A 24451-nucleotide genomic window follows, 5' to 3' on the forward strand; every position below is an offset into this window, starting at 1 on the left:
CTCCGCTCACTCCTCCGGCAGATGGTCCAGACGGCGCAGGATGACGCCCTCGCGCAGGGCCCAGGGGCAGATCTCCAGCTCCTCGACGCCGAGGAGGTCCATCGCGCCCTCCGCGACGAGCGCGCCCGCGAGGAGCTGGCCGGCGCGGCCCTCCGAGACGCCCGGCAGGGCCGCGCGCTCGACGACGGTCATCCCGGCCAGGCGCGGCACCCACTCCTCCAGGGACCTGCGGGTCAGGATCCGCTGGACGTGCAGGCCCTCGCCCGAGCCGGCCGCCCCCGCGATCCTGGCGAGCTGCTTGAAGGTCTTGGAGGTGGCGACGACGTGGTCGGGGCGGCCGAAGCGGCTGAACTCGCCGACCGTGCGGGCGATCTGCGCGCGCACGTGGCGGCGCAGCGCCTTCACGTCGGCGCTGTCGGCCGGGTCGCCCGGCAGCCAGCCGGCGGTCAGCCGGCCCGCGCCGAGCGGCAGGGAGACGGCCGTGTCGGGGTCCTCGTCGATGCCGTACGCGACTTCGAGGGAGCCGCCGCCGATGTCGAGGAGGAGGAGCTTGCCGGCGGACCAGCCGAACCAGCGGCGGGCGGCGAGGAAGGTGAGGCGGGCCTCCTCCTCGCCGGTGAGGACCTGGAGGTCGATGCCGGTCTCGTCCTTGACCCGGGCCAGGACGGCGTCGGCGTTGACGGCCTCGCGGACGGCGGAGGTCGCGAACGGCAGCACCTCCTCGCAGCCCTTGTCCTCGGCGGCGTGGAGCGCGTCCCGGACGGTCGCGACCAGCCGTTCGACGCCGTCGGGGGCGATCGCTCCCCGCGCGTCGAGGAGTTCGGCGAGGCGCAGTTCCGCCTTGTGGGAGTGGGCGGGCAGGGGGCGGGCGCCGGGGTGCGCGTCCACCACCAGGAGGTGCACCGTGTTCGAACCGACGTCGAGGACTCCGAGTCTCATGGGCGGAACGCTACTGCGCGCGCCGCATACGCTGGAGAGCGTGCCAAAGACGAAAAAGGCGAAGCAGGACAAAGACAGCGCCCGTGCGGTGGACGTGAGCGCCGCCAGGGCGGTCAAGGGCGCCGGGAAGCGGGGCAAGGACGTGGAACCGGACGAGAAGGGGCTGGACTTCGCGCGCGCGTGGGTCGAGTTCCCCGACCCGGCCGACGAGGAGCAGGTCTTCCGCTGCGACCTGACCTGGCTGACCTCGCGCTGGACGTGCGTCTTCGGCAGCGGCTGCCGGGGCATCCAGGCGGGCCGGGCCGACGACGGCTGCTGCACGCTGGGCGCGCACTTCTCCGACGAGGACGACGAGAAGCGGGTCGCGGAGCACGTGGCCCGGCTCACGCCGGAGCTGTGGCAGTTCCACGACGTCGGTACGGAGACGGGCTGGACGCAGCTCGACGAGGACGGCGACCGGCAGACCCGCCGCTGGGAGGGCTCCTGCATCTTCCAGAACCGTCCCGGTTTCGCGGGCGGCATGGGCTGCTCGCTGCACATCCTGGCCCTGAAGGAGGGCCGGGAGCCGCTGGAGACCAAGCCGGACGTGTGCTGGCAGCTGCCGGTGCGCCGGACGTACGACTGGATCGACCGGCCCGACGACACCCGGGTGCTCCAGGTGTCGATCGGGGAGTACGACCGCCGGGGCTGGGGCCCGGGCGGCCACGACCTGCACTGGTGGTGCACCTCGGCCACCTCGGCGCACGGCGCCGGAGAGCCGGTGTACGTCACGTACCGGCCCGAGCTCACCGAGATGATGGGCGAGGAGGCGTACGGGGTCCTTGCCGGGCTGTGCGAGGCCCGGCTCGCCTCGCAGCTGCCCCTCGTGGCCCCGCACCCGGCGGACCCGCCGCGGGCCTGAGGCCTCAGGGGGACGGGGCCGGTTCCTCCGTCTCCGGCGGCGGGGTCGTGCCCGGGTCCGTGGTCGGCGGCGGGGGCTCCTCGGTCGTGGGCGGCGGGGTGGTCGGCTCCTCCGTCGTGGGCGGCGGGGTCGTCGGCGGGGGTTCCTCCGTCGTCGGGGGCGGGGTGGTCGGCGGTTCGGTCGTCGGCGGCGGGGTCGTGGGCGGGGTGGTCGGCTCCGTCGTGGGCGGCGGGGGCGTCGGCCTCGGCGGCCGGGGGACGTCCGGGCCCGGGTGGAAGACGGGCCCCGTCCCGGACCCGGTGATGCGCACCACCGCCCCGGAGGGGTTCACCCCGACCCGGGCGCTCCACCCGTCCACCGGTTCGCGCCCGTGGTCGACGCGGACCTCGATCGTGATCCGCTCGCCGGGGCGGAGCGTGCCCGAGGCGCGGCTCACGTAGATCCAGGGCGCGTCCGTCCACAGCGACCAGGCGACGGGCGAGCCGCCGGCGGCGGTGAGCGTCAGGAGGGTCAGGTCGCCGTGGCCGCGCGCGGCGACCGTGACCCAGCCGGGGGCGGCCTCGCCGGGCTTCGGGGGCGTTCCGGGGCCGGTGGGGCCGCCGGGGCTGACCACCTCGACGGAGACGTCGGGGGAGCGGCTGCCCCGGGTGAAGCGGGGCTCGGGGGTGGCACGGGCGCTGCCCGCGTTCTCGTACCGGTCGTAGGGGCGCCCGTCCGGGCCGGCCCCGTCGTCCGTCTCGCGGGCGCTGACCCGGCCCCCGTCGTGGGCGGCGGTGTCGGTGGTGCCCCGGTAGGAGGTCCACAGGGCGAGGACGGGGGCGGCGACCACGGCCGCGACGACGGTGGTGGTCACCGCGCGGGCCCGCATCCGGTCGCGGCGGGCCGTGTGGTCCTTCGGGTCCATGGGGAAGCCGGTGGGCGCGAACCGGGGGGCGCCGGCACGCGCGCGGGGCACGTGCAGCATCGCCATGTACGCGGCGGCCCGGGGCGCCTCGACCAGCGGCAGCCGGTCCGGGGGGAGGGCCCCGGCTCCGGGCCAGGGCCCGGCGGCGCCCACCCGCTCGGCGGCGCGGCGGCAGCGGGGGCAGTCGTCCACGTGCCGGACGAGCTCGGCGCGCAGGGTGGCCGAGAGGAGCACCCGGTGGTCGCCGGTGAGCCGGGCGACGGTGGGGCAGCTGCCGGTCTCGACGACGGCGAGGGCGGCGCGGGTGCGCTCGACCTCGCAGCCGGCGGTGGCCAGGAGCTCGCGGGCGGCGAGCGGGTCGAGGGAGAGGACGGCGGCGACCTGGCGGTGGTTGAGGCCGTGGCGGACGGCGAGCTCCAGGGCCTCGCGCTGCTCGGGGGTGGTGCCGGCCGCCTCGGGCCAGGCGAGGAGGGCGAGTTCGGCGCGGTGCCGCTCGGCGGTCTCGGCGGAGACCCGGGGCGGCTCGGGCGGGGTGACGGCGGGGCGGCCGGTGTGGGCGCCCTGGCGCTTGCGGCGCTGCTCGCCGAGGGTGCGCAGACAGGCCCAGCGGGCGAGGGCGTACAGCCAGGCCGTGCGGCCGTCCTCGTCGGAGGGGCAGCGCCCGTGGTGGCGCTCGGCCACGGCGAGGACGTCGCCGAGGACGGCGGTGGCCGTGTCGTGGTCGCAGAGCACGGAGAGGCAGTACGTGAAGAGGCCGTCGAGGGCGGCCTCGTAGCGGGCGGGGGGCCGGCGGCCGAGCGTGCGCGGTCCCTGGCCCGTGGCGCGGTGCGCCCGGTGTGCGCCGGTGGTGCGTGCGGGGGTTTCCAGCCTGCTGCTCGTCACTGGGCGACCGTAGGCAGGAGCGGCGGCGTTCTTCGTACCGGTCGCGCACTTCTCATCCCTACGGGTGAAGGTATCGCTCGAAAGAGGACGGGGGTCCGGCGTCCGGTGGACGGGGTGTGCGGGCTCCGGTCGCGGGGCCGGGGCCCGTTGTCGGTGGCGGCGGCTACGGTGGGGCGCATGGCTGCCCGTACGAAATCCGCCAAAGAGCGCCCGTCCTACCGCTGCACCGAGTGCGGCTGGCAGACGGCCAAATGGCTCGGCCGCTGCCCCGAGTGCCAGGCCTGGGGGACGGTGGAGGAGTACGGCGCGCCCGCCGTCCGGACGACCGCCGCGGGCCGGGTCTCCACCGCCGCGCTTCCCATCGGGCAGGTCGACGGCCGGCAGGCGACCGCCCGCTCGACCGGCGTGGACGAGCTGGACCGGGTCCTCGGCGGGGGGCTCGTGCCCGGTGCCGTGGTGCTGCTCGCGGGCGAGCCGGGCGTCGGCAAGTCGACGCTGCTGCTCGACGTGGCGGCGAAGGCGGCGAGCGACGAGCACCGCACGCTGTACGTCACCGGCGAGGAGTCCGCGAGCCAGGTGCGGCTGCGGGCCGACCGGATCGGCGCGATCGACGACCACCTGTACCTGGCGGCGGAGACCGACCTGTCGGCGGTCCTCGGGCACCTGGACGCGGTGCAGCCGTCGCTGCTGATCCTGGACTCGGTGCAGACCGTGGCCTCGCCCGAGATCGACGGCGCGCCCGGTGGCATGGCGCAGGTCCGCGAGGTCGCGGGGGCGCTGATCCGGGCCTCCAAGGAGCGCGGGATGTCCACGCTGCTGGTCGGCCACGTCACCAAGGACGGGGCCATCGCGGGCCCCCGGCTCCTGGAGCACCTGGTCGACGTGGTGCTGAGCTTCGAGGGCGACCGGCACGCGCGGCTGCGGCTGGTCCGGGGCGTGAAGAACCGGTACGGGGCGACGGACGAGGTCGGCTGCTTCGAGCTGCACGACGAGGGGATCACGGGGCTCGCCGACCCGTCGGGGCTCTTCCTGACCCGGCGCGACGTGGCCGTGCCGGGCACGTGTCTGACGGTGACCCTGGAGGGGCGCCGGCCGCTCGTCGCCGAGGTCCAGTCGCTGACGGTGGACTCCCAGATCCCCTCCCCGCGCCGGACCGTCTCCGGTCTGGAGACCTCCCGGGTGTCGATGATGCTGGCGGTCCTGGAGCAGCGCGGGCGGATCAGCGCGCTCGGCAAGCGGGACATCTACAGCGCGACCGTGGGCGGCGTGAAGCTCTCCGAGCCGGCCGCCGACCTGGCGATCGCGCTCGCGCTCGCCTCCGCGGCGAGCGACACCCCGCTGCCGAAGAACCTGGTGGCGATCGGCGAGGTCGGGCTCGCGGGCGAGGTCCGGCGGGTGACGGGCGTGCAGCGGCGCCTCGCGGAGGCGCACCGCCTCGGCTTCACGCACGCGCTGGTCCCGACGGACCCGGGGAGGGTCCCGCCGGGCATGAAGGTGACGGAGGTCGCGGACATGGGCGACGCGCTGCGGGTCCTGCCGCGCGGGCGGCGCGCGAAGGCGCCGGAGGGCGCGGAGCAGTAGGACGGGGCGGGGGCGGGCCTGGACCCCGCGCCCCGGGGCGGTGGGGGCTTCCGCGAGGTGCCGGGGAGGCGCCCGGCGCGGGTCCGGACAAGGAGGCGGCAAGGGGTTGGCGCCGGTTCGGACAAGGGGGCGGCAAGCGCTCGACGCCGGTTCGGGCAGGGGGCCGGCAAGGGGTCGGTAAAGGTTCCGGCAAGGGGTGGGCATGGTGTCCCGTGGGGCTTCCCGTGAGGGGAAGGGTTGGTTTCGGTGCCGGGTGGGGACCCCTTTCGCACCACCCGCGTTCGGTCGGGGGCGGAGGGCGGCGGGGTGGTGTCGCTAGACTTTGCCCTGGTCTCGCCCATCCGTACGAGCCGGAGGAATCCAGTTGGCAGCCAAGGACGGGGCAGCAGCTCCCGGGAAGTCCGGCGCGGGCTCCGGCAGTGACGCGCTGATGCGGGCCGCTCTGAGCGCGGTCGCGCCGGGTACCGCCCTGCGCGACGGCCTGGAGCGGATCCTCCGGGGAAACACGGGCGGGCTCATCGTGCTCGGCCTGGACAAAGCGGTCGATTCGATGTGCACCGGCGGCTTCGTGCTGGACGTCGAGTTCACCGCCACCCGCCTGCGCGAGCTGTGCAAGCTCGACGGCGCGCTCGTCCTCGACAAGGACATCACCAAGATCCACCGGGCGGGCGTCCAGCTGGTCCCGGACGCCTCCATCCCCACCGAGGAGACCGGCACCCGCCACCGCACCGCGGACCGGGTCTCCAAGCAGTGCAACTTCCCGGTCGTCTCCGTCTCCCAGTCGATGCGCCTGATCGCGCTGTACGTGCACGGCGAGCGCCGGGTCCTGGAGGAGTCGGCCGCGATCCTGTCCCGCGCCAACCAGGCGCTCGCGACCCTGGAGCGGTACAAGCTCCGGCTCGACGAGGTGGCGGGCACGCTCTCGGCCCTGGAGATCGAGGACCTGGTCACGGTCCGGGACGTCACCGCCGTCGCGCAGCGCCTGGAGATGGTCCGCCGGATCGCCACCGAGATCGCGGAGTACGTGGTCGAGCTCGGCACCGACGGGCGCCTCCTCTCGCTCCAGCTGGACGAGTTGATCGCGGGCGTGGAGCCGGAGCGCGAGCTGGTGATCCGGGACTACGTGCCGGAGCCGACGGCGAAGCGCTCGCGGACGGTCGCGGAGGCGCTCACCGAGCTGGACGCGCTCACCCACACCGAGCTGCTCGAACTCCCGGTCGTGGCGCGGGCCCTGGGCTACAGCGGCTCGCCCGAGACCCTCGACTCGGCGGTCTCGCCGCGCGGCTACCGGCTCCTCGCGAAGGTGCCGCGGCTGCCGGGCGCGATCATCGAGCGGCTCGTGGAGCACTTCGGCGGGCTGCAGAAGCTCCTCGCGGCCAGCGTCGACGACCTCCAGGCCGTCGACGGCGTCGGCGAGGCCCGTGCCCGCAGCGTCCGCGAGGGCCTGTCCCGGCTCGCGGAGTCCTCGATCCTGGAGCGGTACGTCTGAGGACGTACGGGGCCGGTGCAGTCCTTGAGGACGTACGGAGGCCGGTTCAGTCCTTGGCGAGCGTGAACGAGGCCGGGAGGATCTTGACGCCCGGCATCGCGGCCTCCACCAGGTAGGTTCCGGGGCCCGCCCTGCCCGCCGGGGCGGTGGCGCACTGCGGGGCGCTGCGCCCGCGGTCCCACTCCACGGTGTGGGTGACGGTCGCCCCCGCGGGGAGGCTCAGCAGGAGCGGGGTGCCGGGGCGCGGGCAGTGGGCGGAGGACCAGACCTCGTCGTCCTTGGCGTCGCTGATCGTCAGGACCGCGCTGCGGGGCCCGAAGTCGGCCTTGCAGTCGGTGGCCGAGGTGTTCTTCGCGACGAGCTGGAAGCGGGGCTTCTCCCCCGTCTCGTAGGTGACCTTGACGGACTTGAGCGTCAACTGGACCGCTCCGGCAGGGCAGTTGGGGATCGGGGAGTCGGCCGGGAGCTGCCGGCCCGCGCCGGTGCCCGCGCCGCCGTCGCCGGAGCCGTCACCGTTCCCGTCGGGGACGCCCGGCCCTGCGGAGTCCGCACCCCCGGAGCCCGTGCCCGCGTCCGTACCACCGGAGCCGGAGCCGGAGTCGGAGCCCGAACCGCCCGGTTCCGCGCCGCCGTTGCCGCCGGAGGCCCCGTCCTCCTCGTCCGACTCGTCGCGCCCGCCGGGCTGTTGGCTGATCGCGGGACCCGAACCGGAGGGGCCGGGCGTGATCGAGGGCGGGGTGGGCGACGAGCCGTTGGCGGAGTCGTTCGGCTTCTCGCCGCCTCCGCCCCCGGACGTCACGGCCCACACGGTGAGCAGGGCGAGGAGTGCGATCAGGCACAGCGCCACCGCCCTCCGACGCCAGTAGATGGTGGAGGGAAGCGGCCCGACCGGATTGCGCAAAGATCCCACGACCCGAACCTTACGAGAGATCGCGCCCAACTCCCGCCCCACCCGCCGCCCGAGACCTCAAGTTTTGCCGATGATCACACCCTTCTTTCCGGGAACTTTTTCCGGGTCCGCGAGTGAAAACGGGTCCAACCGGAGCGAATCGGCACCCCCCACTTTCGTCGGGGGTCGTTCTGGCCGATGGCCCGGGGCGAGGCGCCCGGGATTCCGGTTAGCGTCGTGCCCCATGGACACCCTCCTCGACCTCTCCGACCGTCTGTACCTCGACGTCGCCGACCTCGCCCACGCCACGCCGCACTGGTTCCAGCTGCTCGCCGAGGTCTGGACCGAGGCCGGACTGCTGCTCTTCGGCGTGCTCTTCCTGGCCGGCTGGTGGCGCACCCGCGACGGTTCGAGCCGGGCGATGTCGCTCGCGCTGCTCGCCCCGCTCGCCACCGCCTTCGGCTACGTGGTGAGCGAGTCGGTGAAGTCGCTGTTCGACGAGGAACGTCCGTGCCGCGCGGTCGCCGGGGCGCCCGCCTCGCTGGTCACCTGCCCGCCCTACGGCGACTGGTCCTTCCCCAGCAACCACTCGGCCATCGCGGGCGCCGCCGCGATCGCGCTCGCCCTGTCCTGGCGCGGCATGGGCCGCTTCACCGTGCCGATGGCGCTGCTCATGGCCTTCTCCCGGGTCTTCGTCGGCGTGCACTACCCGCACGACGTGACGGTCGGCCTGCTCCTCGGCGCCCTGGTCGCCTTCCTGGTGATGCGGTTCGCCGAGCGGCCGGTGCGGTCCCTGGTCGAGACGGCCCGGTCGAGCCGGAACGCGCTGGTCGTGTGGTGCGCGGGTCAGGGACCCCGTACGCCCGCCCCCGCCCCGGCCGAGCCCTCCCTGTTCGACCCCGCTCCCCCGCACGGCACCGCCCCCGCCGCTCCGTACGGGTCCGCCCCCGCCTCCCCGTACGGGGACCCCGCCCCTTCGTACGGGTCCGCCCCCGCCACCCCCTACGGTTCCGCCACCCCCTACGGTTCCGCCCCCTCGTACGACCCGGCCCCTCCGTACGGCTCCGCGCCCGCGTACGGGTCCGCGCCCGCCCACGACCCCTCGGCCCCGTACGGGTCCGCCCCCGCTTCCCCGTACGGCGCCCCCGCCCCGTACGAGAACCCCGGCGCCTCCCCCGAGAACCCCGCCTCCCCCTACGGGGACCCCGGGCCGGGTCGGCACACGCCCTACGACGCGCGCTGATCCCTCCGGAACCGTGTCAGGATCGGTGGTGCCATGACTTCCATCGACACGCCCTCCGTCCCCGAGGCCCCCGGGATCCCCGGGGTGCCCGCCGTCCCCGCCGAACTGCACCGGCCCGTCCTCGCCTGGTTCGACCAGCACGCCCGCGACCTGCCCTGGCGCCGCCCCGAGGCCGGCGCCTGGGGGGTCATGGTGAGCGAGTTCATGCTCCAGCAGACCCCGGTCGTCCGGGTCCTGCCCGTGTACGAGCAGTGGCTCGCGCGCTGGCCCCGCCCGGCCGACCTGGCCGCCGAGGCCCCCGGCGAGGCGGTCCGCGCCTGGGGCCGGCTCGGCTACCCGCGCCGGGCGCTGCGGCTGCACGCGGCGGCCACGGCCATAACGGAGCGGCACGGCGGGGACGTGCCCAGCGACCACGGGCAGCTCCTCGCGCTGCCCGGCGTCGGGGAGTACACGGCCGCGGCGGTGGCCTCCTTCGCGTACGGGCAGCGGCACGCCGTCCTGGACACCAACGTGCGCCGGGTCTTCGCCCGGGCGGCGACCGGCGTCCAGTACCCGCCGAACGCCACCACGGCCGCCGAGCGGCGGCTCGCCCGCGCCCTGCTGCCCGAGGACGAGGAGACGGCCTCCCGCTGGGCCGCCGCCTCCATGGAGCTGGGCGCGCTCGTGTGCACGGCGAAGAACGAGGACTGCGGGCGCTGCCCGATCTCCGGACGGTGCGCCTGGCGGCTCGCGGGCAAGCCGGCGCACGACGGCCCGCCGCGGCGCGGCCAGACGTACGCCGGGACCGACCGGCAGGTGCGGGGGCGGCTCCTCGCCGTCCTGCGGGACTCGGCGGACCCGGTGGCGCGCGAGGCCCTGGACGCGGTGTGGGACGAGCCGGTGCAGCGGGCCAGGGCGCTGGACGGCCTGGTCGCGGACGGCCTCGTCGAGCCGCTGGACGACGGCTTCTACCGCCTGCCGCTCTCCTGAGTCCCCCTCTTCGAAACCCCTTCCGCCCCCGCTGTTACACAACCGATGGGTAGCCGTGCGTCCACCGACGGCTGCCCCGCACAGCCCCGTGACAACCGCTCCGTAGCGTCCTCCAGGACACGAGGGAACAAGCAGGTCACGGGGATGGAGGCGGTTCGGATGAGGCACGGTGAGGTGCTCGACTTCGAGGAGTACGTACGCACACGGCAGGACGCCCTGCTGCGCAGCGCACGCCGTCTCGTGGCCGACCCCGTCGACGCCCAGGACCTCCTCCAGACGGCCCTGGCCCGTACGTACGGCCGCTGGGACGGCATCGCCGACAAGTCCCTCGCCGACGCCTACCTGCGCCGGGTCATGATCAACACCCGGACCGAGTGGTGGCGCTCCCGCAAGCTCGAAGAGGTGCCGACCGAGCAGCTGCCCGACGCGAGCGTGGCCGACGCGACCGAGCAGCACGCCGACCGGGCCCTCCTGATGGACGTCCTGAAGGTGCTCGCGCCGAAGCAGCGCAGCGTCGTCGTCCTGCGCCACTGGGAACAGATGAGCACGGAGGAGACGGCGGCGGCGCTCGGCATGTCGACCGGTACGGTGAAGTCCACGCTCCACCGCGCGCTCGCCCGGCTCCGGCAGGAGCTGGAGAGCCGCGACCTCGACGCCCGCGCCCTGGGGCGGACCGGGGAGCGGGCGACCGTGCGAGGCGACGAAGGGGGGCGGGAGCGGTGCGCGGCATAGACGGCGGACCCGACGACGGGGCCGACGGCGGAAGACACGGCGGCCCCGGCGGGGGCCCCGCCTTCGACGGCCCCGGCTTCGACGGCTTCGGCGGCGGCGACCGGCTCCCGGCCGGGCGTCGCCGCCCTCGGCGTGCCGTCCGGGCGGCGGGCGCCGCGACGGTGGCCGGGCTCGCCGCCTTCGGCCTCTCCCTGGCGGCCTGCTCCACCGGCGGCACGGGCTCCCGCGACGAGGGCGCGGCCCGTACGGACGAGGTCGCCGCGACCGCCCCCACCTCCGCCGCCCCCTCGGGCACCCCGGGCCCCCGGTCGGCGGAGCGGGTGGACCCGATCGAGCTGCTGAAGGCCGATCCGAAGCTCAGCCGGCAGGTCAAGGCCGACCTGAAGCCGTGCGCGGCGGACTCGTACCCGGTGGACGCCTCGTACGGCAACCTCACCGACGCGCCCGCCCCCGACGTCGTCGTCAACGTGATGACCTGCGGTGACGGCATCGGCATCGGCACGTACGTCTACCGGAACCTGAGCGACGGGTACGAGAACGTCTTCGCGGCCGAGGACGCGGGGGTGTACTCCACGATCGACCGGGGCGACCTGATCGTCACCAAGCAGGTGTACGCGAAGGGCGACCCGGTCGCGTACCCCTCGGGCGAGGACGTGATCACCTACCGCTGGTCGGGCAACCGGTTCACCCAGCACGACTGGGTCCACAACGACTACAGCCGGTCGGTCGGCGAGGGCGAGGGCCTGGAGCCCGCGCCGAGCGAGCCCCCCGCGGGCTGATCCGCACCCGAAGAGACCCGGCCCCGAAGAGACACGTACGGCGCACGACCCCGAAGGAACACCCACGATGGCCGAAACCCATGTCCTGTTCGTCGAGGACGACGACGTCATCCGTGAGGCCACCCAGCTCGCCCTGGAGCGGGACGGCTTCCGGGTCACGGCCATGCCCGACGGCCTCTCCGGCCTGGACTCCTTCCGGGCGCGGCGGCCGGACATCGCCCTGCTCGACGTGATGCTGCCGGGCATGGACGGCGTCAGCCTCTGCCGCCGCATCCGCGACGAGTCCACGGTCCCGGTGATCATGCTGTCGGCGCGCGCCGACTCCATCGACGTCGTCCTCGGCCTGGAGGCCGGGGCGGACGACTACGTCACCAAGCCCTTCGACGGCTCGGTCCTGATGGCCCGCATCCGGGCCGTGCTGCGCCGCTTCGGGCACGCCGGCGGCGGCGAGGCCGGGGACGGGCCTGCGGACGGCGGGCTGCTGGTCTTCGGGGACCTGGAGGTCGACACCGAGGGCATGGAGGTCAGGAGGGGCGGGGCGCCGGTGGCGCTGACCCCGACCGAGATGCGGCTGCTCCTGGAGTTCTCGTCCGCGCCCGGCACCGTACTGTCCCGGGACAAGCTCCTGGAGCGGGTCTGGGACTACGGCTGGGGCGGCGACACCCGGGTCGTGGACGTGCACGTGCAGCGGCTGCGGGCCAAGATCGGCCAGGACAGGATCGAGACCGTCCGCGGCTTCGGCTACAAGCTCCGGGGTCAGGGCGGGTGAGGCCCTTTCCCCTGCGCACCGGGATCCGCTGGAAGATCGCCGTCGCCATCGCGGCGGTCGGCGCCCTCATCGCGGTCATCCTGAGCGTGGTCGTGCACAACGCCGCCCGCATCTCGATGCTCGACAACGCGCGCGAGGTGCAGATGGAGCGGCTGCTCTTCGCGCAGCGGCTGTACGAGTCGTCGAAGCCGAAGGAGCCCCGCTTCGGCACCAAGATCAACGATCCGGCGCTGCCGCGGGAGCTCGACCGGCTGATGCGGGACAACCGGCGCGGCACGTACGTGCAGGAGCACCGGCACGGCGGCCCGCCCGACGTGTGGGCGGCCGTGCCGCTCGCCAACGGCGACGTCCTCTCGCTCCACATCCCCTTCGCCGACCGCAGCGCGAAGATCATGGGCGATCTGGACCGGGCGCTCGTCATCGGCTCGGTCTCGGTGGTCTTCGGCGGGTGCGCGCTCGGCGTGCTCATCGGCGGCCGGCTCTCGCGGCGGCTGCGGAAGGCGGCCGTCGCGGCCGGCCGGGTCGCCCAGGGCAACACGGACGTGCGGGTGCGGGAGGCCGTCGGCGGGGTCGTACGGGACGAGACGGACGACCTGGCGTGGGCGGTGGACGCCCTGACCGACGCCCTGAACGAGCGGATCGAGGCCGAGCGGCGGGTCACCGCGGACATCGCGCACGAGCTGCGGACCCCCGTCACGGGGCTGCTCACGGCGGCCGAGCTGCTGCCGCCGGGGCGCCCGACGGAGCTGGTGCGGGACCGGGCGCAGGCGATGCGGACGCTGGTCGAGGACGTCCTGGAGGTGGCCCGGCTGGACAGCGCGTCGGAGCGGGCCGAGCTCCAGGAGATCGCGCTCGGGGAGTTCGTGGAGCGGCGGGTGCGGACCCTGGACCCGGAGGTCGTCGTCCGGGTCGTGCACGACTCCTGGGTGAACACCGACCCGCGCCGGCTCGAACGGGTCCTGGGCAATCTCCTCGCCAACGCGGCCAAGCACGGGAAGCCGCCGGTGGAGGTGACGGTCGAGGGCCGGGTGGTGCGCGTCCGCGACCACGGTCCGGGTTTCCCGGAGACCCTGCTCAGGGAGGGCCCGAGCCGGTTCCGTACGGGGTCGAGCGACCGCGCGGGCCAGGGCCACGGCCTGGGCCTGACGATCGCGTCGGGCCAGGCCCGGGTCCTCGGCGCCCGGCTGACCTTCCGGAACGTGGCCTCCGAGACGGCGCCGAACGGGGTGGGCGGGGCCGTCGCGGTCCTGTGGCTGCCGGACCACGCGCCGACGAACACGGGCAGTTTCCCGATGCTGCGGCTGCCGGAGCAGTAGCGGTCTCCGGTACGGCGGCGGGGCCGGTTCCTCTTCCGAGGGCCGGCCCCACCGTCGTACGCGCGCGTCTCAGACCTTCTCGGACACCTTCGCCTTCGCCGGGCCGTCCGCGTCCGCCTCGGGGGCGGCCTCCGGGCCCGCACCCCGCAGCGCCACCTCCTTGACGAGGAAGGCGAGGGCGAAGGAGAGGACGGCGACCGCCGCGGCGAGCAGGAAGGCGCTGTGGGTGCCGGCGGCGACCGCGTGCTGGTAGGCCTCGCGGAGCCGGGCCGGGAGCTCGGCGAGGCTCGCCGCGTCGAGCTGGGCGGTCCGCGCCGTCAGCTCCGAGCCGCCCCGGGCCGCCATCTCGTCCTGGACGCGGGAGGTGAAGAGCGCGCCCATGATCGCGACGCCGAAGGAGGAGCCGAGCGTCCGGAAGAGGGTGGTGGAGGAGGAGGCGACGCCCATGTCCTTCATCTCCACGCTGTTCTGGGCGACCAGCATGGTGATCTGCATGAGGAAGCCCATGCCGGCGCCGAGGACGGCCATCCAGATCCCGGAGACCAGGCGGGAGGTGCCGGTGTCCATGGTGGAGAGCAGGAAGAGGCCGGCCGTCATGAGGGCCCCGCCCGCGATGGGGAAGGCCTTGTACTTCCCGGTGTTGGTGGTGACCCGGCCCGCGACCAGCGAGACGACCATCATCGAGAGCAGCATCGGCAGGAGCAGCAGTCCGGAGTTGGTCGCGGAGGCGCCCTGGACGGACTGCTGGAAGAGCGGCAGGTAGAGGACCGCGCCGAACATCACGAAGCCGGCGATGAAGCCGATCAGGGACATCAGGGTGAAGTTGCGGCTGCGGAAGATGTGCAGCGGCACGATCGGGTCGCTCGCCCGGGTCTCCACCCACAGGAAGGCGAGGAGGGCGAGGACGCCGCCGACGGCGAGGCCGACGATGGTGGCCGAACTCCAGGCGTACTCGGTGCCGCCCCAGGTGGTGACCAGGACGATCGCGGTGATGCCGGCGGTCAGCAGCGCGGCGCCGGCGAAGTCGATCCGGGTGTCCTTGTTCCGCGGCTTCTTCGGCAGGTGCAGGACGGCGGTGACCATGGCGAGGGCGACGGCGCCGAGCGGCAGGTTGATGTAGAAGGACCAGCGCCAGCCCCAGTGGTCGGTGATGGTGCCGCCGACGAGGGGGCCGCCGATCATGGCGAGGGCCATCACGCCGGCCATCATGCCCTGGTAGCGGCCGCGCTCGCGGGGCGGGATGAGGTCGCCGATGATCGCCATCACGCCGACCATGAGGCCGCCGGCGCCGAGGCCCTGGACCGCGCGGAAGCCGATGAGCTGGCCCATGTCCTGGGCCATGCCGCTGAGCGCCGAGCCGATCAGGAAGATCACGATCGAGGTGAGGAAGACGCCCTTGCGGCCGAACATGTCGCCGAGCTTGCCCCAGAGCGGGGTGGAGGCGGCGGTGGCCAGGGTGTATGCGGTGACGACCCAGGAGAGGTGCTCCAGGCCGCCGAGCTCGCCGACGATCGTCGGCATCGCGGTGCCGATGATCATGTTGTCCAGCATCGCGAGGAGCATCGCGATCATGAGGGCGAGCAGGACGACACGGACGCTGCGTGCCGGTGGTGCCTCTCCCTCTACCGTTTGAACGTTCTGTCGCGTCGCCATGCCATTCCCTTACTTGCCGCCCGGCTAGTTACTACACTGAGGGACGGTAGGCCCGTAACTTGCCGGTCGTCAAGTAAGTTCTTTGGAAAGTGGAGGGCGCCCCCATGGCCCGAGGCAACACCCGTCAGCGCATCCAGGACGTGGCCCTCGAACTCTTCGCGGAGCAGGGCTACGAGAAGACCTCCCTGCGCGAGATCGCGGAACGCCTCGACGTCACCAAGGCGGCGCTCTACTACCACTTCAAGACCAAGGAAGACATCCTGATCGGGATCTTCCAGGACCTGACCAGGCCGATGGACGAGCTGATCGACTGGGCCGGGGAGCAGCCCCGCACGATCGAGACCAAGCGGGAGATCGTGCGCCGCTACCAGGTGGCGCTGCTCGCGGCGGCACCCCTCTTCCGCTTCATGCAGGAGAACCAGGCCGCCGTGCGCGAGCTGAGCGTCGGGCTCACCTTCAAGGAACGCATGATGGCGCTGACCCGCCTGCTGTACGACGACGACTTCCCCGTCAAGGAGAAGGTCCGCTGCGTCAGCGCGATCTTCACGCTCCACGCGGGCACGTTCTTCATGCTGAACGTCGAGGGCGACCCCGAGGAGAAGCACGAAGCCGTCCTCGAGGTCGCCCTCGATCTCATCGACGAGGCCCACCGGGCCTCATAGGTTCACAGCGGGTCGGCGGATCAGATGCCGACGCCGTGGGCACGCAGGAAGGCGGCCGGGTTCACGGCGGAGCCGTAGTTCGGGGTGGTGCGGATCTCGAAGTGCAGGTGGGGGCCGGAGGAGTTGCCGGTGTTGCCCGAGAGGGCGATCTTCTGGCCGGCGCCGACCTTCTGGCCGATCTTGACCTGGATCTTCGACAGGTGGGCGTACTGCGAGTACTTGCCGTTGGCGTGCTTGATCACGATGGCGTTGCCGTACGCGGGGCCGTCGCCGCCGCCGTACGGGCCGGCCTTCACGACGGTGCCGGCGCCGGCGGCCTTGACCGGGGTGCCGACCGGGACGGCGAAGTCCTGGCCGGAGTGCTTGTGGGCCCACATGGCGCCGCCCTGGTTGTAGCTGGCGCTGAGGGTGTAGGAGCTGACCGGCTTCACCCAGGCCGGAGCCTTCTTGGCGGTGACGGCCTTCTTGGTGGCGGTGGCCTTGACGGCGGTCGCCTTCACGGCGACGGTCTTCTTCGCGGCGGCGGCCTTCACCTGGGCGGCGAGGTGCGCCTGGGTCTCGGCCTGGGCGGCGACGGCGGCGGACGCGGTCGCGGCGGTCGGGACGACGGCCTTGCCCTCGGCGGCGAAGGCGGACCCTGCTCCGGCCACCAGCGACGCTCCCAGGCCGGCAGTGGCGAGAGCGACGGCGGCGACACGGGTGGCGGGGTTCATAACGCGCTTCGACATACGGGGGAAAACCTCCGGGGAGTACGGGACCCGACGCGCTTTCGCTGCGGCGTCGGGCTTGCTCATCCTTGGTAACCCGGACCCCCAGCCATCCCAAAACACCCCATCTACGACATGGCGTCGTAGCGATCACCCGGGAAGTTCAGCTCTTGACGACCGGGAGCGGGGGCTGCGAAATCGGACATAACCACCCAAGAAAACCGGTTTAACCGCACGTCTCGGGGCGCCGAACCGGCCAGGAGGCCGTTCCAGGACCGGGCCGGGACCCACAGGCACCCCCGGACCGCCTCTTCGTACCCGTACGTCCGAAATAAGCACCAATGTTCACCACTATTCCGGTTAGTACCCCTCGAAACCCCTGTGCGCCTTGTCACCAGAGGGGCGTTCCGGATGGGATCTGGGTCACGCGAAAAGCCATTCCCGGTGGGACCTGGGTCACGTGACGGGGGCCACTGAAAGGGGATCCGAAAGCGGGAAAAGGGGTCGGAAAGGGGCCTGGGTCACACCTCGGACGCCCCTCCGGACCCCTCCCCCACTACGCTGACCGCTTCGGGGAGACACAGGGGGTCACCATGGAACCGGCACTCATCGGCACACGCCTCGCCTCGGCCGCGATCGGCCCGCTCCTGAAGAAGCTCCTCGTGAGCGAGGGGCCCGGAGCGGGCCTCGTCCGCAAGGACGCCGAGGTGCGGCTCTCCGGCCTCGTCTCCTTCCGGGGCGAGAAGCGCACCCTCACCGAGAAGGACGTCCGCAAGCTGGCGGCCACCCTGGTCGAGCGCTCCCGGCGGGGGGACGGGGAGCCGCCGTTCCCCGCCGACGAGACCGGGGCCGTCACCGACGCCCTCGCCGCGAACCTGCTGGCCCTCGGCGACCTCGACATGGACGACGTCCAGGCCGTCCGCCTCGGCCACCGCGACCTCGCCCGCCGGCTGCGGGCCGCCGCCCCGGCCCCCGACGGCCTCTCCACCGACTCGGTCCTCTACCTGGAGACCATGACCGAGTGGGCCTGCCTCCACGTCCTGGAGTTCTTCACCAGCCGCTCCACCTTCATCGCCCGCAGCCTGGTGGAGCAGACCCGCGCCCAGGCCGAGCTCCTCGCGAAGATGGACGAGGTGATCCGCCGGACGCCGCCGGCGGAGACCCGGGACGAGGCCTTCGAACGCCGCTACCTGGCCCACCTCGCCAGGAAGCACGGCCGCCTGACCATCTACGGCGTCGACCTGCACCACTCGCCGGACGAGTGGCCGCTGGACACGGCGTACCTGTCCCTGGAGGCGACCGGCGGGGAGGGCGCGCCCGAGGCGCCCGGACGGCAGCGGGAACAGCCCTCCGTCCGCGCCGACCTCGCCCTCGCCCGCCACGACAAGGTCCTCCTGCGCGGCCTCGCGGGCTCCGGCAAGACCACCCTCGTCCAGTGGCTGACGGTCTCGGCGGCGGCGACCGGGGACCGGCCGGAGGGCATGGCGTACCTCCGGGGTCGCGTCCCCTTCGTCCTGCCCCTGCGCACCCTCACCCGCCACGGCGAACGGCTGCCCTCCCCCGACCGCTTCCTGTCCGCCGCCGGCTGCCCGCTCACCCCGCCCGAGGGCTGGACCGGCCGGGTCCTCGCGGCCGGCCGGGGCCTGGTCCTGGTCGACGGCATCGACGAGATCCCCGGGGCCGAGCGCGGCCGGGCCCGGGACTGGCTGCGCGACCTGCTCGACGCGTACGAGGGCAACCGCTGGCTCGTCACCTCGCGCCCCACCGCCGTACGGGACGACTGGCTGGCCCCGGACGGCTTCACCGAACTGACCCTCGCGCCCATGGCCCGCGCGGAGGTCGCCACCTTCGTACGCCGCTGGCACAAGGCCGCCGGGCCGGACGCGGCCGTGTACGAGCAGCCGCTCCTGGACTCCCTGCGCACCGCCGAGCACGTGGCCCAGCTCGCCACCAACCCCCTGATGTGCGGTCTGATCTGCGCCCTCCACCGCGACCGGCGCGGCTTCCTGCCCCGGGGCCGCAAGGCGCTCTACGAGGCGGCCCTGTCCCTGCTCCTGTCCCGGCGGGACCGGGAGCGGGACATGGGTACCCCGACCGGCCTCGTCCTGGACGAGGCCCCGCAGATCCAGCTGATCCAGCGCCTGGCGTACTGGCTGACGCTGAACGGGCGCACGCAGATGGACCGCGCGCACGCCGCGTCGATCGTCACCGAGGCCGTCCCGGCGGTCCCGGAGGCCTCGGCGTACCCCCCGGACCAGGTCTTCACCCACCTCCTCCACCGCAGCGGCCTCCTGCGCGAGCCGACGGCCGACACGGTCGAGTTCGTCCACCGCACCTTCCAAGACCACCTGGCCGCGAAGGCCCTCGTGGACCACTGGGACATCGGCGTCCTCGTCCGCCACGCCACCGACGACCAGTGGGAGGACGTGATCCGCATGGCGGTGGGCCACGCCCGGCCGCGCGAATGCGCGGAGATCCTGCGGGAGCTGCTGTCGGCGGCGGACGCGGCGGAGGACCGCCGGGTGCGGCTGCGGCTGACGCTGCTCGCGGCGACGGCGCTCGATCACGCGACGGAAGTGCCCCCGGCGATCCGGGAGGAGGTGCTGCGGCGGACGGAGGAGGTGATTCCGCCGCGGTCGCCCGAGGAGGCCCGGCAACTGGCGGAGGCCGGCCCCATGGTGCTGGACCTGCTGGCCGGACCGGAGGAGCTGACCGATGAGGAGGCGTACCACTCGGTGATCACCGCGACCCACATCACGACGGATGCGGCACTCCCCTACCTGGCGCGCTTCGTACGGCGCACTTCGCTGGAAGTCCGCTCGCAGCTCATCTGGTCGTGGCACCGCTTCGATCCCCGCTCCTATGCCGAGGAGATCGTGGCGCACCTCGACCCGAGCGATCTCATCTTCACCGTTCAGGACGATGACCAGGCCGAGGAACTGATCCGGCTCGGGCTGACCCCCTCGTACCTGAGCATCGAGAAGACGGTCTCCGAGGACCGGACGGCCATGCTCCTGTCCCTGTGCGACCCGGTCGTGCTGGGCCTGGAGCGCTCCGGTGGACTGTACGAACTTCCCCTCATGCCTCCGTCCGCCAGGCTGAGGCACTTGCATGTGTACGGCTCCGGTGGTGACGCCGTAGATCTGGAGCCGCTTGCCGCCCTGTCCCACCTGGAGACGGTGAGGGTCTACGGAAACGTAAGCGGCTCCGAGTGCCTCCCGCCTCGCGTCATGGTCACGCTCTTCTGAACGGAAAAGGGGCGGCCCCGGAACCGTTCAGGTTCCGGGGCCGCCCCTCACTACGCGCTACAGGCTCAGCGCAGCGTCACGCGTCCTTCGACAGGTTCGGCCCGGGGCCGCCCGCCGCCTCGACCGGCGGGACGTCCGGCAGGGCCGACTTCTCCTCGCCGCGGAAGGTGAACTTGCGCTCCTCGCCCTCGCCCTCCGTGTCCACGACCACGATGTGACCGGGGCGCAGCTCGCCGAAGAGGATCTTCTCCGAGAGCGTGTCCTCGATCTCGCGCTGGATCGTCCGGCGCAGCGGCCGGGCGCCCATCACCGGGTCGTAACCCTTCTTGGCGAGCAGCTCCTTCGCGGACTGGGAGAGCTCGATGCCCATGTCCCGGTCCTTCAGGCGCTCGTCCACGCGGCTGATCATCAGGTCGACGATCTGGAGGATGTCGTCCTGGGTCAGCTGCGGGAAGACGATGATGTCGTCCACACGGTTGAGGAACTCCGGGCGGAAGTGCTGCTTCAGCTCGTCGCTGACCTTCGCCTTCATCCGCTCGTAGTTGGACTTCGTGTCGCCCTGGGCCGCGAAGCCCAGGTTGAAGCCCTTCGAGATGTCCCTGGTCCCGAGGTTGGTCGTCATGATGATGACCGTGTTCTTGAAGTCCACGACCCGGCCCTGGGAGTCGGTCAGGCGACCGTCCTCCAGGATCTGGAGAAGGGAATTGAAGATATCGGGGTGGGCCTTCTCGACCTCGTCGAAGAGGACGACGGAGAACGGCTTGCGGCGCACCTTCTCGGTGAGCTGGCCGCCCTCTTCGTAGCCGACGTATCCGGGCGGCGAACCGAAGAGACGGGAAACCGTGTGCTTCTCGCTGAACTCCGACATGTCGAGGGAGATCATCGCGTCCTCGTCGCCGAAGAGGAATTCGGCGAGGGCCTTCGACAGCTCGGTCTTACCGACACCGGACGGGCCGGCGAAGATGAACGAGCCACCGGGGCGCTTCGGGTCCTTCAGACCGGCCCGCGTGCGGCGGATCGCCCGCGAAAGGCCGATGACGGCGTCCTTCTGGCCGATGACGCGCTTGTGGAGCTCGTCCTCCATGCGCAGCAGACGCGAGGACTCCTCCTCGGTCAGCTTGAAGACCGGAATGCCGGTGGCGGTCGCGAGGACCTCGGCGATCAGCTCGCCGTCGACCTCGGCGACGACGTCCATGTCGCCGGCCTTCCACTCCTTCTCGCGCTTGGTCTTCGCGGCGAGGAGCTGCTTCTCCTTGTCGCGCAGGGACGCGGCCTTCTCGAAGTCCTGCGAGTCGATCGCGGACTCCTTGTCGCGGCGGACACCGGCGATCTTCTCGTCGAACTCGCGGAGGTCCGGCGGCGCGGTCATCCGGCGGATGCGCATCCGGGAGCCGGCCTCGTCGATCAGGTCGATCGCCTTGTCCGGCAGGAAGCGGTCCGAGATGTACCGGTCGGCCAGGGTCGCGGCCTGGACGAGGGCCTCGTCGGTGATGGAGACCCGGTGGTGGGCCTCGTACCGGTCGCGCAGGCCCTTGAGGATCTCGATGGTGTGCGGCAGCGACGGCTCGGCGACCTGGATGGGCTGGAAGCGGCGCTCCAGGGCCGCGTCCTTCTCCAGGTACTTCCGGTACTCGTCGAGCGTGGTGGCGCCGATGGTCTGGAGCTCACCGCGGGCCAGCATCGGCTTGAGGATGCTGGCGGCGTCGATCGCGCCCTCGGCGGCGCCCGCACCCACGAGGGTGTGGAGCTCGTCGATGAACAGGATGATGTCGCCGCGGGTGCGGATCTCCTTGAGGACCTTCTTCAGGCGCTCCTCGAAGTCACCGCGGTAGCGGGAGCCGGCGACCAGGGCGCCGAGGTCCAGGGTGTAGAGGTGCTTGTCCTTGAGGGTCTCGGGCACCTCGCCCTTGACGATGGCCTGGGCCAGGCCCTCGACGACGGCGGTCTTGCCGACGCCGGGCTCGCCGATGAGCACCGGGTTGTTCTTGGTGCGGCGGGACAGCACCTGCATGACCCGCTCGATCTCCTTCTCGCGCCCGATGACCGGGTCGAGCTTGGATTCGCGGGCCGCCTGGGTGAGGTTGCGGCCGAACTGGTCGAGGACCAGGGACGTCGAGGGGGTGCCCTCGGCAGGACCGCCGGCCGTGGCGGCTTCCTTGCCCTGGTAGCCGGAGAGCAGCTGGATGACCTGCTGCCGGACCCGGTTGAGATCGGCGCCCAGCTTCACGAGGACCTGGGCGGCGACGCCCTCGCCCTCGCGGATCAGGCCGAGCAGGATGTGCTCGGTGCCGATGTAGTTGTGGCCGAGCTGGAGGGCCTCCCGGAGCGACAGCTCCAGGACCTTCTTGGCACGAGGGGTGAAGGGGATGTGCCCGGACGGGGCCTGCTGGCCCTGGCCGATGATCTCCTCCACCTGCTGGCGGACCGCCTCGAGCGAAATCCCGAGGCTCTCCAGGGCCTTAGCGGCGACACCCTCACCCTCGTGGATAAGGCCCAGAAGGATGTGCTCGGTGCCGATGTAGTTGTGGTTGAGCATCCGGGCTTCTTCCTGAGCCAGGACGACAACCCGCCGCGCGCGGTCGGTGAACCTCTCGAACATCGTTAATCGCTCCTCAGAGCGGTCAGTCAGTTAGGGGTCGATCCCCTCCCTGTCCTTCCGCAGCTTAGTCCCGCAAGCGGGGACCGCTCATTCCAACTGCCGACATCCGTCCGGATCACCCCCTTGTCCGTGGGGAGACCTGCTGCCGAACAGCCGACAAATGCTCCAACCCGATGGTGCGAGACGATGTTCCCGCAGGCCAAGTAGTTACCCGCGCCTTCAGTACGCCGATGGCGAACGTGAGACGCCGAGGCCCGCGAGGCCACCCCTCTCCACTAGGAATGTCTTACCCGTAAGCACCGACACTCCATGCCGTGCACCCCGGTTCCCTCCGCTACCAGCGAACACCCTTGCGCGCTCGAATGCACTCGTACGCCCCATCCCGGACACCTCGCGCGTCCGCCGGGGGACCGTGCGTCACCGCGCGGCGGGTGCCGGGCCGCTCCGGGGGCGTAACCAAGACGCCCTCCCGGGAGTTCCCCGGGCATGGCCCCCGTCGTCCCGTCCCCCCGCGCGCCGCTCGACGACGGTCCGGAGCGGTGGTACGAGGACGGGCTCGGCTGGGCGACGGTGGCGGGCCCGCCGCTGGCGCTGGTCACGGGGGTGCGCTTCGACGTCCTGGAGCTGCCCGCCGCGGCCGGCCGGGGCGTCCTGCGCCGGGTGGGCCCGGCGACCGGGCCGGTGGCCCTGGCCGGCTCCCGGATGCGGCTGCTCGTGGCCGCGGGGAGCGCGGAGGAGCTGCCGGGGCTGCTCGACTGGCTGGAGTGGGGCGGGATCGCCCTGGACCTCTCGGTGCTCGGGGTCGGCGGCCGGACGACCGCGCCCCTTCCCCCGGGGCGGGGCGGTTCCGGCGCGCCGGACGCCGCGGTGTGGCTGCGGGCCCCCGTGCCGGGCCGCGAGGTCGAGGCCTCGCTCCCGGCCCTGCGGGGCGCGCCGTGGGGCGGAGGGGGCGCCCCCTGCCTGGTGCGGCTCGTGGCCGCCGCCGCCGCCGAGTGCCACCGGGTGCGGCTGCTGAGTGCCCGGGCCCGGGGGCCGGTGGCCCAGCAGCTGTCGCCTCAGCGGTTCGCGTCCTCGTAGGCCGCCTTGATCTCGGCGGGCACGCGGCCGCGGTCGTTGATGTTGAGCCCCTGCTCCTTGGCCCACGCGCGGATCTTCGCGGTGTCGGGGCTGCCCGTCGCCGCGGCGCGGCCCTTGCCGCGGCCACCGGTGGTGCGGCCACCGGTGCGCCGGCCGCTCTTGGTGTACGGCTCGAGCAGACCGCGGAGCTTTTCCGCGTTGGCGGTGGTGAGGTCGATCTCGTAGGTCTTGCCGTCCAGCGCGAACGTCACGGTCTCGTCCGCCTCGACGCCGTCGAGGTCGTCGACAAGAAGGACCTGAACCTTCTGTGCCACCGGATTTCCTTTCATCGAAAATGCAGTACGCGGAAAGGAAACCGCTTTTGCCGGGAAAACACAAACCCCTGGGAGAGGTTCAGAACCCCGGCGGCGCGGGAAACGTGCGCGATTCGGACATAGGGTTCCGGGCGGGGTTCCCCGAGAGCTTCCGTACGGGTTCCGTACGGCTTCCCCACGGGTTCGGGGCGTCGTTCCGGGATCGGTTCGGGTCCGCTTCGGGTTCGGTTCGGGTCGCTTCCGGGTCAGAGGTGCAGAAGCATCCGGCTGTTGCCCAAGGTGTTCGGCTTCACTCGTTCGAGACCGAGGAACTCCGCGACTCCCTCGTCATAGGAACGCAGGAGCTCGCTGTAGACATCTCCGTCGACCGGCGTCTCGCCGATCTCGACGAAGCCGTGCTTCGTGAAGAAGTCGACTTCGAAGGTCAGGCAGAATACCCGCCGCACCCCGAGCCATCGGGCGGTGTGCAACAACTTGTCGAGCACCTGATGTCCCACGCCGGCTCCCCTGAACTCGGGATCGACGGCGAGCGTGCGCACTTCGGCGAGGTCTTCCCACATCACGTGGAGCGCTCCGCAGCCGACGACGACGGCGTCCTCGTCGCGTTCCGCGACCCAGAACTCCTGGATGGACTCGTAAAGCGTCACGGTCGCCTTGTCGAGCAGGATGCCGCGCCGGACGAAAGGATCGACGAGGCGCCGGACGGCGGCGACGTCACCGGTGCGGGCCCTGCGTACGGTGACGGCTTTGGCGGTGGCCGCGGAGGCGGCCGGGGAGTCGGACGACGGCATGGGGGGA

Annotated in this window: 19 protein-coding genes and 1 pseudogene; 12 read left to right on the forward strand and 8 right to left on the reverse strand. The window is 72.7% G+C overall.

Annotated elements, in window-relative coordinates; genetic code table 11:
- Positions 1 to 6: 6 nt before the first annotated feature.
- Positions 7 to 939: a Ppx/GppA family phosphatase gene (locus tag CP977_RS15490; RefSeq protein ID WP_062754453.1), complete on the reverse strand. Its 933-nt coding sequence runs from the start codon at positions 937 to 939 to the stop codon at positions 7 to 9.
- Positions 940 to 979: 40 nt separating this feature from the next.
- Between CP977_RS15490 and CP977_RS15495 the strand changes: the two genes are divergently transcribed.
- Positions 980 to 1840, forward strand: coding sequence for a DUF3109 family protein (locus CP977_RS15495; protein ID WP_062754451.1), 861 nt, complete (start codon positions 980 to 982; stop codon positions 1838 to 1840).
- A gap of 4 nt (positions 1841 to 1844) precedes the next feature.
- Here the strand turns inward: CP977_RS15495 and CP977_RS15500 are convergent, their stop codons facing one another.
- Positions 1845 to 3626, reverse strand: a complete 1782-nt coding sequence (locus tag CP977_RS15500) for a BACON domain-containing protein (protein ID WP_062754449.1) — start codon at positions 3624 to 3626, stop codon at positions 1845 to 1847.
- A 177-nt stretch (positions 3627 to 3803) separates the two neighbouring features.
- Here CP977_RS15500 and radA point away from each other — a divergent pair, with 177 nt between their 5' ends.
- The gene (gene radA, locus CP977_RS15505; RefSeq protein ID WP_062754447.1) at positions 3804 to 5207 is read left to right on the forward strand and encodes a DNA repair protein RadA; all 1404 of its coding nucleotides are present in this window, start codon (positions 3804 to 3806) and stop codon (positions 5205 to 5207) included.
- Positions 5208 to 5571: 364 nt separating this feature from the next.
- The gene (disA, locus tag CP977_RS15510; protein ID WP_030219534.1) at positions 5572 to 6696 is read left to right on the forward strand and encodes a DNA integrity scanning diadenylate cyclase DisA; all 1125 of its coding nucleotides are present in this window, start codon (positions 5572 to 5574) and stop codon (positions 6694 to 6696) included.
- 46 nt (positions 6697 to 6742) lie between these two features.
- On the opposite strand, the gene CP977_RS15515 is transcribed toward disA, so the two are convergent.
- Positions 6743 to 7606, reverse strand: a complete 864-nt coding sequence (locus tag CP977_RS15515; RefSeq protein ID WP_152370312.1) for a hypothetical protein — start codon at positions 7604 to 7606, stop codon at positions 6743 to 6745.
- Positions 7607 to 7829: 223 nt separating this feature from the next.
- On the opposite strand from CP977_RS15515, the pseudogene CP977_RS15520 reads away from it, so the two are divergent.
- The 6 genes and pseudogenes from CP977_RS15520 to cseC all read left to right on the forward strand — a co-directional run.
- Positions 7830 to 8453: pseudogene (locus tag CP977_RS15520) on the forward strand (phosphatase PAP2 family protein); the annotation flags it as partial.
- A gap of 408 nt (positions 8454 to 8861) precedes the next feature.
- Positions 8862 to 9797, forward strand: a complete 936-nt coding sequence (locus CP977_RS15525; RefSeq protein ID WP_062754443.1) for an HhH-GPD family protein — start codon at positions 8862 to 8864, stop codon at positions 9795 to 9797.
- A 159-nt stretch (positions 9798 to 9956) separates the two neighbouring features.
- Positions 9957 to 10529, forward strand: a complete 573-nt coding sequence (locus tag CP977_RS15530) for a SigE family RNA polymerase sigma factor (protein ID WP_062754441.1) — start codon at positions 9957 to 9959, stop codon at positions 10527 to 10529.
- The gene (locus CP977_RS15535; protein WP_229991701.1) at positions 10517 to 11308 is read left to right on the forward strand and encodes a hypothetical protein; all 792 of its coding nucleotides are present in this window, start codon (positions 10517 to 10519) and stop codon (positions 11306 to 11308) included. The genes CP977_RS15530 and CP977_RS15535 overlap by 13 nt, the downstream gene beginning before the upstream one ends.
- Before the next feature lie 67 nt (positions 11309 to 11375).
- Positions 11376 to 12077 (forward strand): two-component system response regulator CseB, encoded by a 702-nt coding sequence (cseB, locus tag CP977_RS15540; RefSeq protein ID WP_030219519.1) that lies wholly within the window; start codon positions 11376 to 11378, stop codon positions 12075 to 12077.
- Positions 12074 to 13393 (forward strand): two-component system sensor histidine kinase CseC, encoded by a 1320-nt coding sequence (gene cseC / locus CP977_RS15545; RefSeq protein WP_062754439.1) that lies wholly within the window; start codon positions 12074 to 12076, stop codon positions 13391 to 13393. The genes cseB and cseC overlap by 4 nt, the downstream gene beginning before the upstream one ends.
- A gap of 69 nt (positions 13394 to 13462) precedes the next feature.
- Here cseC and CP977_RS15550 read toward each other — a convergent pair whose 3' ends face one another.
- On the reverse strand, positions 13463 to 15046 hold the full coding sequence (locus tag CP977_RS15550) for an MDR family MFS transporter (RefSeq protein ID WP_152370313.1): 1584 nt from the start codon (positions 15044 to 15046) through the stop codon (positions 13463 to 13465).
- Between the two features lie 104 nt (positions 15047 to 15150).
- On the opposite strand from CP977_RS15550, the gene CP977_RS15555 reads away from it, so the two are divergent.
- On the forward strand, positions 15151 to 15708 hold the full coding sequence (locus tag CP977_RS15555; protein WP_062754435.1) for a TetR/AcrR family transcriptional regulator: 558 nt from the start codon (positions 15151 to 15153) through the stop codon (positions 15706 to 15708).
- 20 nt (positions 15709 to 15728) lie between these two features.
- Here CP977_RS15555 and CP977_RS15560 read toward each other — a convergent pair whose 3' ends face one another.
- Complete coding sequence (locus tag CP977_RS15560; RefSeq protein WP_062754433.1) at positions 15729 to 16436, reverse strand: M23 family metallopeptidase; 708 nt, start codon at positions 16434 to 16436, stop codon at positions 15729 to 15731.
- Positions 16437 to 17008: 572 nt separating this feature from the next.
- Here CP977_RS15560 and CP977_RS15565 point away from each other — a divergent pair.
- Entirely contained in the window at positions 17009 to 19663 is a 2655-nt protein-coding gene (locus CP977_RS15565; RefSeq protein WP_152370314.1) for an NACHT domain-containing protein, read from the forward strand.
- Between the two features lie 76 nt (positions 19664 to 19739).
- On the opposite strand, the gene CP977_RS15570 is transcribed toward CP977_RS15565, so the two are convergent.
- The gene (locus CP977_RS15570; RefSeq protein WP_152370315.1) at positions 19740 to 22262 is read right to left on the reverse strand and encodes an ATP-dependent Clp protease ATP-binding subunit; all 2523 of its coding nucleotides are present in this window, start codon (positions 22260 to 22262) and stop codon (positions 19740 to 19742) included.
- A gap of 486 nt (positions 22263 to 22748) precedes the next feature.
- On the opposite strand from CP977_RS15570, the gene CP977_RS15580 reads away from it, so the two are divergent.
- Complete coding sequence (locus CP977_RS15580; protein ID WP_062754427.1) at positions 22749 to 23339, forward strand: SCO3374 family protein; 591 nt, start codon at positions 22749 to 22751, stop codon at positions 23337 to 23339.
- Here the strand turns inward: CP977_RS15580 and CP977_RS15585 are convergent.
- Together CP977_RS15585 and CP977_RS15590 are read right to left on the reverse strand one after the other, a co-directional pair.
- Entirely contained in the window at positions 23318 to 23653 is a 336-nt protein-coding gene (locus tag CP977_RS15585; RefSeq protein ID WP_062754425.1) for a histone-like nucleoid-structuring protein Lsr2, read from the reverse strand. The genes CP977_RS15580 and CP977_RS15585 overlap by 22 nt on opposite strands.
- A 245-nt stretch (positions 23654 to 23898) precedes the next feature.
- On the reverse strand, positions 23899 to 24444 hold the full coding sequence (locus CP977_RS15590; protein WP_062754423.1) for an amino-acid N-acetyltransferase: 546 nt from the start codon (positions 24442 to 24444) through the stop codon (positions 23899 to 23901).
- Positions 24445 to 24451: the final 7 nt, after the last annotated feature.

Origin of the sequence: Streptomyces cinereoruber, from assembly GCF_009299385.1 — a bacterium.
Taxonomy (GTDB): domain Bacteria; phylum Actinomycetota; class Actinomycetes; order Streptomycetales; family Streptomycetaceae; genus Streptomyces; species Streptomyces bikiniensis.